The organism is Barnesiella sp. B2-R-119 (assembly GCF_023656675.1).
In the GTDB taxonomy this organism is placed as follows: Bacteria; Bacteroidota; Bacteroidia; order Bacteroidales; family Barnesiellaceae; genus Barnesiella; species Barnesiella intestinihominis.
The window spans coordinates 502,650-520,374 of the sequence record NZ_JAMOKL010000001.1 but is presented as its reverse complement, the minus strand read 5'-3'; the positions used below and the strand labels follow the sequence as shown (position 1 = coordinate 520,374).

The 17,725-nt window shown below is 44.3% G+C and carries 15 protein-coding genes; 6 read left to right on the top strand and 9 right to left on the bottom strand.

What is annotated here, in order from left to right; genetic code table 11:
* Nucleotides 1–21: 21 nt before the first annotated feature.
* From NBH06_RS01885 to rodA, 5 genes are all read left to right on the top strand, one after another.
* Complete coding sequence (locus NBH06_RS01885; protein ID WP_008861043.1) at nt 22–1,041, top strand: rod shape-determining protein; 1,020 nt, start codon at nt 22–24, stop codon at nt 1,039–1,041.
* A gap of 103 nt (nt 1,042–1,144) precedes the next feature.
* A complete protein-coding gene (gene mreC / locus NBH06_RS01880) occupies nt 1,145–1,990 on the top strand; it encodes a rod shape-determining protein MreC (RefSeq protein WP_195632963.1) in 846 nt (281 codons plus the stop codon).
* Nucleotides 1,983–2,501 carry a rod shape-determining protein MreD gene (mreD, locus tag NBH06_RS01875; RefSeq protein ID WP_021891042.1) on the top strand — a complete coding sequence of 173 codons (519 nt, stop codon included), beginning with the start codon at nt 1,983–1,985 and terminating at the stop codon, nt 2,499–2,501. Before mreC ends, mreD begins: the two co-directional genes overlap by 8 nt.
* On the top strand, nt 2,485–4,347 hold the full coding sequence (mrdA, locus tag NBH06_RS01870; RefSeq protein ID WP_195330410.1) for a penicillin-binding protein 2: 1,863 nt from the start codon (nt 2,485–2,487) through the stop codon (nt 4,345–4,347). Before mreD ends, mrdA begins: the two co-directional genes overlap by 17 nt.
* A complete protein-coding gene (gene rodA, locus NBH06_RS01865) occupies nt 4,328–5,779 on the top strand; it encodes a rod shape-determining protein RodA (protein WP_250792514.1) in 1,452 nt (483 codons plus the stop codon). Before mrdA ends, rodA begins: the two co-directional genes overlap by 20 nt.
* 597 nt (nt 5,780–6,376) lie before the next feature.
* Here rodA and NBH06_RS01860 read toward each other — a convergent pair.
* The 9 genes from NBH06_RS01860 to NBH06_RS01820 all read right to left on the bottom strand — a co-directional run bounded on the left by NBH06_RS01860 (nt 6,377) and on the right by NBH06_RS01820 (nt 16,635).
* Nucleotides 6,377–7,576 (bottom strand): PDZ domain-containing protein, encoded by a 1,200-nt coding sequence (locus tag NBH06_RS01860; protein ID WP_250792512.1) that lies wholly within the window; start codon nt 7,574–7,576, stop codon nt 6,377–6,379.
* A 125-nt stretch (nt 7,577–7,701) separates the two neighbouring features.
* Nucleotides 7,702–8,175 (bottom strand): energy transducer TonB, encoded by a 474-nt coding sequence (locus NBH06_RS01855; RefSeq protein WP_008861037.1) that lies wholly within the window; start codon nt 8,173–8,175, stop codon nt 7,702–7,704.
* 26 nt (nt 8,176–8,201) lie between these two features.
* A complete protein-coding gene (locus NBH06_RS01850; protein WP_250792510.1) occupies nt 8,202–9,470 on the bottom strand; it encodes a M56 family metallopeptidase in 1,269 nt (422 codons plus the stop codon).
* A 20-nt stretch (nt 9,471–9,490) separates the two neighbouring features.
* Nucleotides 9,491–9,853 (bottom strand): BlaI/MecI/CopY family transcriptional regulator, encoded by a 363-nt coding sequence (locus NBH06_RS01845; RefSeq protein WP_008861035.1) that lies wholly within the window; start codon nt 9,851–9,853, stop codon nt 9,491–9,493.
* A gap of 244 nt (nt 9,854–10,097) precedes the next feature.
* Nucleotides 10,098–10,727 carry a hypothetical protein gene (locus tag NBH06_RS01840; protein WP_250792509.1) on the bottom strand — a complete coding sequence of 210 codons (630 nt, stop codon included), beginning with the start codon at nt 10,725–10,727 and terminating at the stop codon, nt 10,098–10,100.
* A 685-nt stretch (nt 10,728–11,412) separates the two neighbouring features.
* Nucleotides 11,413–11,760, bottom strand: a complete 348-nt coding sequence (locus NBH06_RS01835; protein ID WP_008861033.1) for a hypothetical protein — start codon at nt 11,758–11,760, stop codon at nt 11,413–11,415.
* Nucleotides 11,761–11,782: 22 nt separating this feature from the next.
* Nucleotides 11,783–12,094, bottom strand: a complete 312-nt coding sequence (locus tag NBH06_RS01830) for an FtsB family cell division protein (protein WP_021891534.1) — start codon at nt 12,092–12,094, stop codon at nt 11,783–11,785.
* Nucleotides 12,095–12,271: 177 nt separating this feature from the next.
* A complete protein-coding gene (locus tag NBH06_RS01825; RefSeq protein ID WP_371417644.1) occupies nt 12,272–13,318 on the bottom strand; it encodes a linear amide C-N hydrolase in 1,047 nt (348 codons plus the stop codon).
* Between the two features lie 422 nt (nt 13,319–13,740).
* Complete coding sequence (locus NBH06_RS01820) at nt 13,741–16,635, bottom strand: M16 family metallopeptidase (protein WP_250792507.1); 2,895 nt, start codon at nt 16,633–16,635, stop codon at nt 13,741–13,743.
* Between the two features lie 127 nt (nt 16,636–16,762).
* Between NBH06_RS01820 and NBH06_RS01815 the strand changes: the two genes are divergently transcribed.
* On the top strand, nt 16,763–17,446 hold the full coding sequence (locus NBH06_RS01815) for a hypothetical protein (protein WP_250792505.1): 684 nt from the start codon (nt 16,763–16,765) through the stop codon (nt 17,444–17,446).
* Nucleotides 17,447–17,725: the final 279 nt, after the last annotated feature.

Genomic DNA, 17,725 nt, shown 5'->3' with positions numbered 1-17,725 from the left:
ATTATTTAATCAATAACCGATATGGGATTGTTTTCTTTCACACAAGAGATTGCCATAGACTTGGGCACAGCCAATACGGTGATTATCCACAACGATAAAATCGTGGTGGACGAACCTTCGGTGGTTGCGCTGGATAAACGTACGGACAAGCTGCTGGCGGTCGGTGAAAAAGCTCGTTTGATGCATGGTAAAACCCATGAAAATATACGCACGATCAGACCTTTGAGAGACGGTGTGATAGCCGACTTCTATGCTGCCGAGCAGATGATTAGAGGTATGGTAAAGATGGTTAGCTCCAAAAGTCATTGGTTCTCGCCTTCTTTGCGTATGGTAATAGGTATTCCGTCGGGAAGTACCGAGGTTGAAATTCGTGCGGTGCGCGACTCTTCGGAGCATGCCGGAGGACGAGATGTATATATGATTTATGAGCCTATGGCTGCCGCGATAGGTATAGGACTTGACGTTCAGGCTCCCGAGGGAAATATGATTGTGGATATCGGTGGTGGTACGACCGAAATTGCCGTTATTTCGTTGGGTGGTATCGTGTCGAACAATTCGATACGGGTAGCCGGTGACGATTTGACGAACGACATACAAGAGTATATGGGGCGTCAGCATAATGTGAAAGTGGGAGAACGTACGGCCGAATTGATCAAAATCAATGTGGGTTCGGCTTTGACCGAATTGGATAATCCTCCCGAAGATTATGTCGTACATGGTCCGAATCGTATGACGGCGTTGCCTATGGAAGTCCCCATTTCTTACCAAGAGATAGCTCATTGTATCGAGAAGTCTATCTCGAAAATCGAGGCTGCCGTGTTGAATGCATTGGAACATACACCGCCTGAATTGTATGCCGATATTGTGCGTAACGGTATTTGGTTGGCCGGTGGAGGCGCTTTATTGAGAGGATTGGATAAACGGTTGACCGATAAGATAGGAATACCGTTCCACATCGCCGAAGATCCGTTACATGCCGTTGCGAAAGGTACAGGCGTCGCATTGAAAAATATCGACCAGTTCTCTTTCCTCATTCGGTAACAGAAAAGATACATCGACAGACTTTGTCGTTTTTTAGAATAGACGAGTTACAAAAGTGAAAAAAAAAACTTTTGTAACTCGTTGTGGTAGAATTAATAAGAAAATGCGCAACTTAATCAATTTTTTATTGAGGCATAGCTCATGGATAGTTCTTGCTATTTATGTAGCGATAAGTTGCGTGTTGTTGTTTGGACGAAACCCTTACCAGCGCAGTATTTATCTCTCGTCGGCCAATCAAGTGGCATCGGCTGTTTATGATTTGCAATCGGAAGTAACTTCATATTTTGGATTGAGAGAAGTAAACAGGAATTTGCAATTACGAAACGGGGAGTTGGAGATGGAGGTAATAAATCTGAAAGAACAGTTGAATCGTTATAGGTCTTCTGTGGGAAAAGATACGATTCCTTTCGATTCCGTACTTCATGATTATGATTTTGCAGTGGCTCGTGTCGTGAATAACAGTGTAGCGCAAATAAACAATTATATAACGATTGACAAAGGGCGAGCCGAAGGCATAGAGCCGGAGATGGGAGTGGTCGATCAGAACGGTGTCGTGGGTATTATCAATGTTGTGGGCGAACATCATTCCGTGGCCATATCGGTTCTTAACCCTAAGTTGCGTCTCAGTTGCAAGGTAAAAGGCAGCGACTATTTCGGGTCTTTGGTTTGGGATGCGGTGAGTCCTCGTTACGCCGTATTAGAGGAGATGCCTCGGCATGTGGAGTTTGCTCCGGGAGATACGATTGTCACGAGCGGCTATTCGTCTGTGTTTCCAGAAGGAATTATGGTGGGTATAATCAGCGATTATAAAAAGCAGCGTGACGATAATTTCTATACATTGCGTGTGGAGCTAAGTTCCGATTTTAGTGGCTTAGGGTATGTGCGCATTATATCGAACCGACAAAAGGAAGAACAGGATAAACTTGAAAAGGAGGCTCGATATGAATAGTTGGTTACGATATTTTTTCTTGTTTATTGTAGTCGTATTCTTGCAGGTTACGATAGGGAATAATATACATTTATTGGGAGTTGCCATTCCTTTTCTTTATATTTATTTTATAATCAGGTTACCTCTATCGCTCTCGGTTAATTGGACTTTAACGCTTGCTTTTATTCTTGGGTTGGTAATCGACATATTCAGCAATACGCCGGGTATGAATGCTTTGGCTTGTACCGTCGTTGCCTTTTTGAGAAAACCGATATTGAATCTTTATACGCCGAGGGGTGAGGATTATAGCGAATCGGAGCCCTCTATACGCAATTTCGGAATGTCTTTGTTTGTGCGCTACGTGCTTACATTTTCACTTTGTTTCTGTACCCTCCTTTTCGTAATAGAGTCTTTTAGCTTTTTCGATATAGGAAGATTAATTGTTCGTATTTTAGCCAGTACTATATTGACATTTCTTGTGATATTGGGAATGGATAGTTTAACGAAATCGGGACGTGAGAAAAGACTATAAATTAGAGAGGCGTAAATATGTGATAGGCGGCATCGTGTTGGTGATTGCTTGCATATATGTCGTGCGGTTGTTTTCTTTACAAGTGTTGAACGACGACTATAAGCAACACGCCGATGGAAACGCTTTCTTGAAAAAAACACAATATCCTTCTCGTGGCCTTATTTATGACCGCAATGGAAAGTTATTGGTTTTTAATCAACCGGCATACGATGTAATGATGATTGTACGAGAGGTTCGCCCTTTCGATACACTTGATTTTTGCCGGACTGTGGGGATTACGAAGGAACAATTTGATAAGCGCATGGCGGATATGAAAAATCGGAGGTTGAATCCCGGTTATTCGTCATACACACCTCAGACTTTTATGACTCAGTTGTCTGCGCAAGATTATGGACGGTTACAAGAAAAACTATATCGTTTCCCCGGTTTTTTCATTCAAAACCGTATGCTCAGGGAGTATGCTTACCCTGTGGCTGCGAATGTATTGGGGAATATTCGGGAAGTGTCTCCCGGAGATATAGAGAAAGACAGTTATTATACTCGGGGAGATTACACCGGAGATTTGGGGATAGAGCGCTCTTACGAAAATATTTTACGTGGAGAAAAGGGGGTGGAGATTTTACTGCGCGATGCCCATGGCCGTGTTAAAGGAAGATATGAAGACGGGCGTTATGATGTAGCACCTGTTTCGGGGAAAAATCTGAATTTGTCGTTGGATATCGAGTTGCAGTCCTATGGTGAGAAATTAATGCAGAACAAGATTGGGGCTATCGTTGCTATCGAGCCGTCTACGGGAGAGATATTGGCGATGGTTTCGAGTCCCACTTACGATCCCTCCATGCTGGTTGGCAGGGAGAGAGGTAGAAATTATTTGAAACTGAATAGAGACCGGTACAAACCTTTGTTCGATAGAGCTTTGATGGCCGCATACCCGCCGGGATCGACATTTAAGCCTACACAGGGACTTATTTTCCTGAACGAAGGGATCATCACCGAGCATACACTTTATCCCTGTTATCATGGGTTTGTGTCGGGACGGTTAAAAGTCGGCTGTCATGGGCATGCATCACCCTTATCGTTGCTTCCGGCTTTGCAAACTTCGTGTAATGCGTTTTTCTGTTACGGATTGCGTTCGATGGTCGATAATCGGAAAAAATATCAATCGCCGGCGAAGGCGTTCAATGTTTGGAAAGATTATTTGGTATCGATGGGGTATGGATATCGTTTAGGGGTGGATTTACCGGGTGAGAGTCGAGGCTTTATTCCCAATAGTAATTATTACAACAAGGTATATGGCGAGAATCGATGGAGCGCATTGACGATTATATCTGTCGCGATTGGACAAGGAGAGGTCTTGGCGACCCCGTTGCAGATAGCCAATTTGTCGGCAACGATTGCCAATAGGGGGTATTTTTACACTCCGCATTTGGTTCGGGAGATACAGGATACGGTTATCTCCCCGGAGTTTACTACACCTAAGTATACTATGGTCGATTCTCACTATTACGATTATGTCGTAGAGGGTATGCGCATGGCTGTAACCGGCGGGACTTGCCGTATAGGTGCTATACCGGGTATAGAGGTGTGCGGAAAGACGGGAACGGCACAGAATCCTCATGGAAAAGACCACTCGGCTTTTATGGGATTCGCTCCGATGGACAACCCCAAAATAGCTATTGCCGTTTATGTGGAGAATGCAGGATTCGGAGCTACGTATGGTGTACCTATCGGAAGTCTGATGATGGAGATGTATCTGAACCGGAAGATTGCACCGGAGCGGAAATACTTGGAAGAGCGTATGTTGCAATCTAACACAATCATATACAGTGGGGTCAAAAAGCATTAATATATGGCGGTCTATCGACTGGATGACGGTAATTCTTTATCTGATTCTCGTTCTTTGCGGTTGGATAAGCATTTATGCCGCCAGTTACGATTTCGATAATGCCAGTATATTCGACTTTGCCGAGCGGTCGGGAAAACAGTTGATATGGATAGGTTTGTCGCTCGTATTGGCTTTTATGATTTTAATGGTGGATTTCCGGGTTTATGAAACTTATGCTTATCTATTCTACGGGATTATCATACTTTTGCTTATCGCCACCATATTTTTAGCCCCCGATATAAAAGGGTCCCGTTCGTGGTTGGTGTTGGGGCCTATCAGTTTACAACCGGCCGAGTTCGCTAAGTTTGCCACGGCTCTTGCTTTGGCCCGGTCTTTCGGGACGTATGGGTTTTCTTTGAAAAACAGACGGGATTTATTCCGTGCGGTTTTTATCATATTGTTGCCTATTGTTTTGATTATCGCTCAAAAGGAGACCGGTTCGGCGTTGGTTTTCGCATCGTTGATATTTGTTCTGTATCGGGAAGGATTATCGGGATTGTTCCTTTTCTATGGCCTTTGCGCCGTGGTCTATTTTGTGGTTGCCGTCAAATATTCGAGTGTATTATGGGGGGAGATTCCTGCCGGAGAAGTGTTGGTTTTCGTACTTATTCTTTTGGTGGTGGTCGGAATGTTGTTATTCTATCAGAGAAACAGTCGTGCGGCTCGTTATTTGATGCTTGGTTATTTGGCGGTAGGAGCGGTATGTGGCATTTTGATGTATTTCGATGTACCGGTTAATCTCTTGTATGTTTGTATGGGGACTACGGCCGCCGTCGTCGTTTATCTGGTGCTTCTTTACTTCTCGACTCGTTCGTTGAGGATTCTTACTATTTTGGCAACGGTCGTCGTATCGGTCGTTTTCCTGTTTTCTGTGGATTATGCTTTCAATGAAGTGTTGGAGTCTCATCAGCAGAAACGGATTAAAGTGACACTGGGTATGGAGGAGGACTTGCGCGGTGCGGGATATAATGTGAACCAGTCGAAAATCGCTATCGGTTCGGGGGGCTTTTGGGGAAAAGGTTTTCTGAATGGGACTCAAACGAAATTGAAATATGTGCCGGAGCAAGATACCGACTTTATCTTTTGTACCATTGGAGAGGAGGAGGGCTTTTGGGGAGCCGTGGGTGTGATTGTCCTTTTCGTCACGCTCATATTCAGACTTCTAGCTATCGGAGAACGGCAGCATTCTGCTTTTGGAAGGGTATATGCTTATTGTGTGGTCTCGATATTGTTTTTTCATTTGGCTGTGAATATCGGTATGGTCATAGGATTGTGTCCTGTTATCGGTATACCTTTGCCTTTTTTCAGTTATGGGGGGTCGTCGCTGTGGGGATTTACCATTTTGTTGTTCGTTTTGTTGCGGATAGATGCTTCGCGAGCCGAAAGGCATTAAACCTGCTCCCTCTATATCGCAGTGTGATACCCCGCCATGCTACGGGACAGGTAGGGGGAGAGGGTGATACTTGATTTTGTTACTGTCACTGTCGATATTTTTCTAACCCCTCCGTCCTTCGGACACCTCCCCTATATTTTGCAGTGCAAAACACAGAGGAGGAGTTTAAGAGTAACCCTCCGTTCATTGCAGATTCAATAATCTCGTTCTACTGTTTCTGTTTTAACCCCCTCGCCCTACGGGCACTCCCCCTATATTCCCTTACGGAAACACAGGGGGAGAGGGTGAGATGTATTCCGCTTTCGCCCTTGCTCCGATTTTATGAGCCTTGCTTCACCATGCTACGGGGCACGGCAGGGGGAGAGGGTGATACTTGATTTTGTTATTGCCACTGTCGATATTTTTCTAACCCCTCCGTCCTTCGGACACCTCCCCTATATTTTGCAGTGCAAAACACAGAGGAGGAGTTTAAGAGTAACCCTCCGTTCATTGCAGATTTAATAATTTTGTTCTACAGTTCCTCGTTTTGTTCTTGTGCCGTGCGTTTGAATTTCTATATCGAATGAAAAAATAGGCTGTTTTCCGCAACCTTACAGGTCAGATGATTTGATTACGAATGTATAGGACGCAAGTGACTATTTCACCGTTTCTTTTCTTTATCGTGTATTCTGTCTTGCCGTTGAGACCTAACCCTTTTCGCTGTTCCTCCCAAGTTATTTCTTTAACGGGCCGGTCGTTTATAGCTATAATTATGTCTCCGATTTCAATACCGACCTGTTCCGCAATTCCACCTTTATAAAGTCCGTTGATAATCCAACCTTCGCAAATGTCCGTACGGTCGATAACGGCCATATGCGTGACGGAAGATCGGGAATAGGAGCCTTCATTATCGTTTCGTTTTACCCATACGGAGGAATGAACGGGATCTAAGATAATGTCGTAGAGCGACCAAATTTCATTGCCGATGATGCCCACATAGGGCCTGCCCGATGATAATGCTCCTTTCTTATTGAGGGAGCAGTCTATTACAAGATTTTCGAGCGTATCGACCATACAGAATTTTTCGGCTCTTAATTCAAATTCCTCGGAACTTCCTCCTATTCCCCCGGCCTGTGTTTCGAAGTAGGCTTTGCGTACGCCGGCAAGGTTTAACGCAGATGTCGTTTCATTTGAAAGAGTGATCGTGGAGCCACTCCCTAAATCCATTCTAAACCAGCCTTCCACCGTATTTGCGGAATCGATTTGCAGATTGGCTTTCACATCGATGCGGTTGTCTTTGAATCGGGCTTCGAGTTTATGGTAACGGTCAAGCGAGTCGGTCGGGAGCGGTTCTTTTAATTGCTTGATGTAGCTTTCACTGAAATTAATCTCCAAAGGCGTATTTAACAGGTGGGTATTGCCCAGCAAGCCATCGGTGTGCTTTCCAAGAATATCACGCAATTTAATGACCGGGGTTATCTTGTTTTGATAATTTAATTCTCCACAGTGTATTTTAATAGGTTCGATGAAGATGTCGACGGATTGGGGCTCGTTGTTACCTGCACCTCCCATTCTTGCTATTCCTTTTTTCCCGAAAGCATTTTGCAGATTATTCAGTTTCAAATAATCTGCATCGAGGTATAGAAAGTCGGCGCCCGTATCGTAGATAACAGTGACGGGAATGGTGTCGTTCAGCCTTACTTGAAGATATAAATGACTGTCAAAGATAAATGGTATGGTTCCGCCGGGAATACCGGCATGACTTTTCAAGGCGAATAGAGCCAGAAAAAGACCGATAAAGCAAAGTAATTTTTTCATAAGCGGAAAGGGGGTATATTGTGCAAAAGTTATGTACGGTTCGAGGGGAAAACTCGAACGAACGGGGTTTTCCCCTCGAACCGTATCGTATTTTCAGAGATAAATCTATTGTATCGGCATTCTCGTTATTTCAACTTAAAGACTACGGGCAGTGTGTATTTCACATTTACTTTTTGTCCGTCTTGTTCGCCCGGTTTCCAGTCGGGGAGTGCCGAGACGATGTCCAACGCAGCTTGGTCAAGTTCCGAGGTTACGCCTCTAATGACTTCGGGGCTCGATACTTTCCCGGTTTTATCGATAACGAATTGTACGATTACCCGCCCTTCGGTTTGTTCGTCGATAGCTTTTTGCGGGTATTTGAGATTTTCGGCGATAAAAGAGAGTAACGCTTTGGTTCCACCGGGAAATTCGGGCATGACTTCGGCTGCATCGTATGTTTTGCCAAGTGTGTCGGGGACTTCGATTGCGACCGGGGTTGCCGTTTCGTTTTCCGATGCAGATTGTTCCGGCAGACTCGCTTTGTCCGAGGTATTGGAGCTACAAGCTCCGAGCAAACCCATTAAGATGATAATCATCGAGGATAATAATGTCTTTTTCATGTGTCTAAATTTTTTAAGTGAATATATCAGGTTAATTTGAAAACGATGGGAAGGGTGAACCGTACACTTACGGGTTGTCCGTCTTGCTGTCCCGGTTTCCAACGGGGTAGTTTGTTAATAACATCTATGGCGGCTTGGTCGAGATTTTTGTTTATGCCTTTGAGAATTGTGGGATCGGATATTTCTCCATTGCTGTTTATGACAAATCGTATGATTACCCGTCCTTCGGTTTGTCCGTCGATAGCTTTTTGCGGGTATTCGAGGTTGTCTTTGATAAAAGAGAGCAACGCTTCGGTTCCGCCGGGAAATTCGGGCATGATTTCCGCGACTTCGAGGGGAGTTTCCGATGTTTCGGAAGCGGTTGTCGAGCTATCTTTCGTTTGAACTTCCGAGGGTTTGGGGAATACTTTTTCAATTTCGGATTGAAGCGGTTGTTGGTCTGTACAGCATTGGTTGGCAGTTACGATAGCCAAGAAAAGGGGTAGTATCAGCAGATATTTGAATACAGATGTCGTTTGTGATCGCTTCCGGTTAATCATGCGAATGCGGGTTTTCAAAAAAGAGTAATTGAACGGTATTGCGGAAGGGAGTTCGTTATTCGATCGTGAAATGTCGAGTAACAGGTATTGGTATGTCTTTTTTTCTTGTTCGTCGGGAATCGCAGCCTTGTCGGCCATATATTCGAGATTCAGTCTGATTTCTTTCAGCAATAACCAGCTTAACGGATTTATCCAACATAATGCTGCCATACTTTCGCCTAATAGGACATCTATGGTATGTAATTGTCGTATGTGTGTATTTTCGTGTCGGAGTATTCTTGTGAGCGTGTTTTTATTTTGCAAAATGGAATGAGGAAGAAGTATCCATCGGAAGAAGGAACAGGGTTGTATGTTTTCGTCGCAGACGATTATATGGCTCTTCCCGATGATACGGAGCTTTCCATTTGCCCGCAGTTTTATTATCGAAGCTATTCTCAAAAACATGCGTAACAAGAATAGCGAGCATATTCCTCCGTATAGATAAGCTATCAACGGGTATATGTCAAAGGCTTTCTGAGGGACTGTTTCTCCCATGCTGTAAAGTACTTCGGGAAGTGTAATTTGCAGATGGGCCGGAATAATAGGGTCGATGTCGGGAATGTTGTACCACGGGTAGGTCGTGGAGAATAACACGATACTGATGAGTATGAGCCTTCTTAACCCGAAAAATGTATTTTGCGAGAATAGAACTTTATAGCATAAATATAATAGACTTAGTGCTATGTTTATTTGTAGTAGATATAGTAAGAAAGCCATGTTTTCAGTTTTTTTATGGGTTAGCTTTTACCTCGTTCAATCATTTCGATGATTTGCCGCAAATCTTCTTCCGAGAGTTTTTGTTCGTGGGCGAAGAATGTGACCATCTCTTTATAGGAATTTGAAAAATAGCTTTTTACGATTCCCGATAAGAATTTTTTCTTATACTCGGTTTGGGTTATTCGTGGAATATATAAATAGGTATTGCCTATTTTCTCGCTTGACAGAAATCCTTTTTTCTCCAAATTTTTGACAATCGAAGCGACTGTCGTGTAAGGCGGTTGCGGTTCGGGCAGCTGTTCTAGGAAATCTTTGATAATGCCTCTTTTCTTTTTCCAGATGACGAGCATTATTTCTTCTTCTTGATGTGTCAGTTTTTCCATGCGTTATTACGATTGTTTCGCAAATCTACGAAGTTTTCGTAGATTTGAAATAGAGTGTGTCGAATATTTGAAAGTATGTTTTATTTTTTTAACTTATTAGGCTGGTGAGAGAGCCGATCGGATTTTATTGAAGGGGTTTATAAAACTTTTCTCTCCTATTTACATCGGATCGGTGGCGAAAGGTAGTTCCCATTGTTTTACTCATCGGAACGGATTGAGTGGGTTCACCCTCCACCCGTCGGATTTATTCCCGTCTGTTGCAATCGAAGGAGGATCGATGGAATCCGGGGGCAGGTTCGCCAATGGGATTACCGGCGGGAGCGCCGCACCAGATGCTCCCGGATAGGGGCGATAAGGGCTGCGGGGTGTGTGCCGGGATTCCGGACCCGGCTGTCGTGTAGTCTTCTTGCAGGTCCTTATCGGTTTCGTGAGCGGAGGCCGGTTGCACGGATTCTTTTTCTTCGGCTTCGTGCGTTTCGGTTTTCCTTCTGAGAGCTTCCCGACGGCAGGCTTCGAAACGTTCGCGCTCTTCCCGTTCCTCGTGTGTGTCGAAGATTTCTTCGTGGTCGACGAGGTACTGAGTGGACTCGATGTCGTATAGTCCGGCTTTTCGGAAGAGTTGGTTGCGTTTTTGATAGTGCCAAGCGAGAGTTCCTTCGGCCAGCATTTTCTTCTTGTCGTTTCGGGGTCGTTTTCGTTCTTGGGAATGTCTTTCGAGCTTGTCGATACAACGAATGACGGCGAGCATGGTCAGCCTGTCCCGGCGGGGGTCGAGTTCGAGGAGAATCTTGTAGTATTTGATGAGCGCTACTTGTCGGTAGTTCTCGATTTCACCTCTCAGGTCTATGGTTGTTTCGAATCTTGTATCTATCATCGCTCGTTTGATTTTTTTGCGAAGGTAGGATAGGGGGATAGTGGAATTATGGCATGATTATACTTTCTATTCGTTTATTTTTCTCAATAGCGAGAAGAATGAACCCGGAATTATCACCTCTTTTTTATTAACCTCTTTTTTTCAACCCCCTCCGTCCTTTGGACACTCCCTCTATATCGTTGCACGACACAGGGGGAGAGGAGGTTTACCTCTATTACTTTCACTACGGGTGTTTTTAACCCCTCTCCTCGTCGCTACGCTCCTCAGTTCTCCCCTATATTTTCTTGCACCACACCCCGCAATGCTTCGGGGCACGGCAGGGGGAGAAGGTTGAATACTAATGATTTTCTTTCCCCTCCAAAGATAGTCTCGGATGCACGAGATGCACTTCGTTTGTTCATTCTTCTCAGCAGCGAGAAGAACGAACCAAGAAGCGCCGCCGCGGTTATCGGGCTTTTGGCTCGTCGCTACGGTCGCCGTCGGGGTCTGCGGAACTCGCTTCGCTCGGACAGTCCTCGCCCTTTTCCCTCCGTCTCCCTTGCGTCTTCGCCGCCCGATAAAGGCGGAATCAGGGGGTTCTTCCTTGTATTCTAACCCCCTCGCCCTTTGGGCATTCCCCCTATATTCCCTTACGGAAACACCCCGTAAGGCTACGGGGCACGGCAGGGGAGAGGGTGGGAGTAGCTTATTTTTCTTCTTTCTTGGATACTCGCGGAATGAGAATCGATGTATATAATTGTAGGACAGCAGCGACAGTAAGCAACATAATCCAATCGGGGTCTTCTTTGAACATGAAATATGAAGAGGCTACCAAAAAGAGAGAGGAGAATGTTTCGATGTGGTAGAGTCTTTTTAACCGGAAATTTTTCCCTTTGTAACGGAATGTGAGTCTGCAAACGGCCATGCCTGCGGCTCCGAAAGCATAAATGTATGGAACCCACGGCATTTTGAGCATGAACAAGGGCATAGCCGCCCCTATAATGACGGCAATGGAGGATACCATGAATAGTATATTGCGTGTTTGCTGGTTCATATTTATCGTATGTGTTATAGTGTTATTTTTTATTTTCGATGAGATAGATGTCTTCGTTGGGTTTACTCATAAGATATTGTTCGCGCGCGACTTGTTCAATGATATTTTTGTCGGTTTTCAATTCTTCTATTCTACGGTTGTAGTATTCGGTCGTATCGTTTTGTGCCGCTATTTGTTTACGCAGGTCGTTGATTTCGGCATCGTATTTTATGCGTTGTATACAGCTGTTTTCATCGATGAAGATGATGAAAATAATGAATATGGCAAGAAATAATTTCCCGACGGAGATCCGGTTACGAATGAATGAGAATACTTTGTTTTTGTCCAGTTTCATCGGAACAAGATTGAAGTCACAGATTTTCGGGTAAAAGTACGAAAAATTTTTCTTCGGACAAATGGAGCGTCGTGTTTAGTGTTTGATTCGTCCCGTAAATTTCGGAAGTCTGTCTTAAAGTGTTTGTACAATTTATTATGCTGTGTTTCATGTCTATGATGTGGAATGCCCGGTGAATTACATCACCGGGGTTTGAAACAGAAAATCGAAAGGTTTGCTGTCTCGTAAATCTTTTATAGCATCGCCTGCATAAATTTCTCCGTTCGATAGCGGGAGTTTTTTCACTTTTGCCGACGGACTGAAATCTATTTTCTTCAAGTCGAGCCAAAATAAATTGGGGGTGAGTGTCGATTCGAAGTAATATACTTTGTTCTTTTGATCGGAGATTGACCTCCAACGGGTAGAGGAGATGTGCGGTTTGTCGGGTGTATTTATACCTAAGGGAACCGATACATTGCGCATGACACTCAATACACTGGGTACTGCGATTTTGGCATCGGACGTTTGGGGTATTGCTTTTATGTAGAAAGAAGCCCGTACAAAACGGTCGCTCGCCCGGTTTGTTCCCGGTAACATTACCAGTCCTCCGATTTCTTCCCAATAGCGGTTAATGGCTAATTGTTCTTCATACCGAGGCGAGTTTGTCATCACTCTATATTCTTTTCCTTCGTGGATATTCAGTTTCCCGTCGAGATATTCCAAGATTGCCGTATTTCCGGTTTCGTCGGTAATTGCTAAGTGCAGGGTAGATTCGGGCCCATTGTTCGGCATGCGTGGAGCGTCTATGCGGAAGGTTTCTTTTTTCAGTTCTTCGACAGCTTCGTGCACAGTTGCAAAATTGTCGAGTACATATTGGGTCCATATACTGATTCCCATTACCGGACGGGTATCGCCCGGCAGTGAATAGACGGACTCGGGCAAAAATAGCAGGCTTGCCACCAATCCTTTTTCGTTTATTCCGTCACAGGTTCCTATGTCGTATCCTGTCGCAATTACACTTCCGTATTTAGAGGTCCAATTCACGGTTTCGCCCTTGTTGTATCCGGCTCGTTTCATTCCACGAGGAAAAACGTAGATGTTCGACATAATGTCTTCTTTCCAGTCCATCGTACGGCCTGTTATTACCATTTGTTCGGGGCCGATATACACGGCGCGTGTACAGGCTTCCATAGGCTCTATGTTCCCGGTTGAAACGGCTGCCAACGCTAAAAATGCTCCTGTCATACTTTTTTTCATTATGTTCATATTTACTTTCATTATAGAGGTTGTTTTTTTAAGAACAATCGATGGGCGATTATTATCGGTTTAAAAGGAACATTAAACAGATTTTTAGGTTTATTTAAGAAGCTGTTTTAAATTTATTGGGAAATAATATTATCATTTCAAGCAGGTATGTTCCAGCCATGTTGAGCTCCGGTCTGGCATCTTGAATCCCTTGATTTTTGTCAATAGCCCGCTATTGACAAAAATCTCGGACTCCAATCTGCTTCAACATAGGGCTCAATCTGTCTCGGAATAAATTTAAAACAGTTTCTAAGAATAGCGAGTGGGATTGGCGGGTGCGTTATGGCTAAAAAGCGAGGGTCTCGAATGGCATTTCGAGACCCTCGCTTTTTAAGATTTTATTTTCTTTACTCGTTGGCTTATCAGAAGCTATCGGAGAATAGTTTCGATTCGGAAACTTTGACTACTTTTCCGTATTTTTCGAGAGCCTTAGTATCGAAATCTTTCGGATTTCCTACGATGGCGATAACAACCGGTTTTCCCTTGATGTTTTCGTTGTAGAAATCGATGATGTCCTCGAATTTGAGCGTTTCGATCTTTTTCATTTTGTCGATGGCCGGATCTTGTGTATAGCCCATTCGTTTCCATGCCTCATATACGGCACTTGCAGAACGGAATCCCGGTTTCGCACTGAGGATAGATTCTTTGATATTGGTTTTTACTACGTCGAAACGTTCGGGTGTGGACGGCATATCTTTCAACAAATTCATGTAAATTTCGATAGCGTCGAGCGTTTTGTCTCCCTGAGTACCGACAAATCCTTGAAATAGCGTGTTTCGACCGGCAACGGAGGGAGTCCCCACGATACCGTAGGAGGTATATGCCATAGCTCGTTTTTCGCGAATTTCATCTACGACGAGGCTTCCGAATCCGGCTCCAAAGTAGCTTGAAAAGGCTTCGATGAATATATCGTCTTTTACATCGAATGGTTTTCCTTCTATAAAGAAGTATATTTTACTTTGAGTCGCTTTGCTGTTGGGCAGGAAGAAAATCGTATTTTCGGTATATTGTTGTCGAGGACGTAACTCGGGAGAGGTAGAGGGCATTTCTTGCGCTTTCAACGGCAAGTTTTGGCTCAATACTTGATATACATCGTCGAACGGCGCTGTGCCTACGTAATAGATTTCACATTCGTAATTCGTGGCGGCTTGGAATTGGGTCGTCAGATCTGTAATCGAAAGGTCTATTAAATCACGAGTGGGGATGCGTTGCAGATAGTCTGAACTATCCTTGTATAGTACATAAGACGTGAGGGCACTTTCCAATGTCCCGATACTGCTTTTTTCCATCTGGCGAGAACCGAACGCGCTACCGATGAGGCTTTGCAACTGCTTGTCGTCGAGTTTGGGGAAAAGGATTTGTTTGGAAAGAAGCTGGCAGGCTTTTACCAAATCTTTTTCGTATCCGCTCATCATGACATACATGTAGTTGTCGTCCACAGCGTATGTGCAATTTGCATTTAATTCGCCCATAGCCCGTTTGAATGCCAACGGTTCGATATCGGGCAGCATACCTGCGTTGTTCATCAGGGCGACGGCATATTCGAGTTTAGGCATCTTTTTCGTTCCGATGCCGTATTTCAAAGTCATCGTGAATACGTCGTTCTCGGGGTTGAGATTGTAGAACAGTTTGCTGCGAGTGTTGATTTGCTTTTGTTGGATAGAGTTGAAGTCGCAGTATTTTACTTCGGGCATGTTGACCGGTATACTTTCTACCCATTTAGCATATTCCGATTTGGCTCCTTTTTTCGTCTCGATGGGTTTGTAATCGGGCTTTTTCAGTTTTTGTCCTTTGCTGTCGAGGTTTTTCGCTTCTTGAATGTTCAAAGCGAGGTAATTGTCGTTAAAGTATTTCTTTGCTACGGCTTTCACCTCGTCGATGGTGACGGCTTTGACTTTTTCTTTGAAGTTGACGATGTCCGACGGATCGGCTCCCGTATTGAAAAGAGAGGCTAAGATATAAGCCTTCATTTCGTTCGATTCCATTTGCAGGTCGTATTCGCGTATCAGGTTTTGTTTGATAGCTTCGAGGGTCGCTTCGTCGAACTCCCCGTTTTGCAGTTGGCGCAAAGAGGATAATACGATTTTTTCTACCGATTTGTGACTGTCCCAACGATTTTGGTTCGCATCGAAAGAGGGAATGGCATTGATCATGAGAATCCCAGCATCTCGCATGGCATTTTGAGATGCGCCTACGCTCATGATGTCGCCGTCGAGTTGCAGTTTGTCGAGGATACCGGTTTTTTGTGAATTGGAGAGAAGTTGGCAACAGATTTCCAATGCGATTTCTTCTTTGTCGTTCGAAGGAACTCCATTGTAAATGAGGGCCAGCATAGGATAATAGAAAATTTTCGCGCTCTTTTCCGTGCGACCTTTGAATTGGCGGACGGGTTTCTTTTCCCGATGTATCTCGGCTCGGCGGGGAACTCTTTCGAATTTATCGCGAATCATCGGTATAGCCTCTTTGGCGTCGATGTTACCTACCAGAATGATAGACATATTCTGAGGGCCATACCATGTATTATAGAAATCGATCAGTTTACTTAATTGGGGATTTTTCAAGTGTTCGGGGAGACCGATAATGGGACGGGCGTATGGGTGATCTCCGAATGCTTGTTCATAGATGAACTCTCTCATTCTCGATCCGCGGTCGTCGTTATACATGTTGTACTCTTCGTATACGGCTTCCAATTCGGTCTGGAAGCCCCGGAATACGGGGTCTATAAGACGTTCGGAATAGATTTCGAGCCATTTTTCGAGTTGCGAAGGCGGGAAAGAATTGTGGTATTCCGTTTGGTCGTAGCCTGTGCTGGCGTTTAGTCCTTGTCCTCCCATGTGGTCTACCAAAAGGGAAAATTCATTTCCTGCGGCATATTGGGCTGCTTCACGGGTCAGGTCGTTAATTTCCTTGTCTACGGCTTCGCGGGCAGCGGGGTCGCTTAATGCTGCTCGTTCGTCATACTTGGCGATAATTTTTTCATAGATGGGTTTCTCTTTTTCCCAATCCAGTGCATCGATGGTTTGGGTCCCTTTGAACATGACATGCTCCAAGTAATGAGCCAGTCCGGTGTATTGTTCGGGATCGTCGACCGAGCCTACTTTGAAAGCGATCATACCGAATACATCGGGTTTACTTTTGTCTTCCCAAATGTAAACCGTTGCTCCATTACGTAGAGTCATTACGCTAAGTTGTTGGGCTTTACCCGGAGTAAAAGACAGACATAGCGCGATAAAGCACAATAGATGTTTGATTTTCATATTGTTAAGTATTTGTGTGATTGTGTTTGCAAAATATTCTTATTCTTAGGAGCAAAAATAACATAAAATTACTAACTTGTAGTCGTTTTTGACAAATTTAATTTTGAATGTTTATAAATTTATTCTTATGAAAAGATTGTTATTTGCCGGATTGCTGGGGGTGATTACCTCTCTTGGGCTTCGGGCGGGAGAGCCTACAACTATGTGGCCGTATTTATTCGATGATTTTATGGAGGCTTCTATTTATTCCAAATCGGGGAATAAAGGGGAGGCGAAAGTAAACATTCATTTATTGCGTAACGATTTGCATTATTTGAATGGTTCGCAGATATACTGTCCCGATAATCAAAACGATATCGGTCGGGTTGTTTTTGCCGACAGTACCGAATTCGTACGTTGCGAGAGTTTTTTTATCGAGGTATTGGGCGAGACACCGCAAGCGATTCTCGGTCGTAGGACGACGGGCGATTTCGACCGTTTGCTACAAGGGACGGGGGCTTATGGTACATCGTCGTCTACTTCGGCAGTCGATAATTTGTCGAGTTTGCAACTCGGCGGCATCTCCAATCTCAATTACGATATGATTCGCGTGGAGCGTGAAAACGGGCAGACATTACCAGTGTCTACTCGGTTCTGTTTCATTGTCGGTGGTGAAATTGTCAATGCCAATAAAAAATCTGTTTCGAAGCTCTTGCCCGAATCAAGCAGAAAAGAGTTCAATGTATTTCTTAAAGCGAATAAGATCAAGTGGAGTAAGGTCGATCATTTGCAAAAGGTTCTTGGATATATTTCTCCTCTTTTAGGGAAATAGTTGTAAGATTCCATAAGAGTTTTTGATTGTAGGGTTTAACCCCCTCGCCCTGCGGGCACTCCCCCTATATTCCCTAACGGAAACACCCCGTAATGCCACGGGACACGGCAGGGGAGAGGGTGATACCTGATTTGTTACTGCCGATGTTTTCTAACCCCTCCGTCCTACGGACACCTCCCCTATATTTTGCTGCGCAAAACACAGAGGAGGAGTTTTAAAATATCTTTCCGATAGTGAAACGTGAATCCTTGCTGTTTTAAGAGCCGACTTTCTTATTTT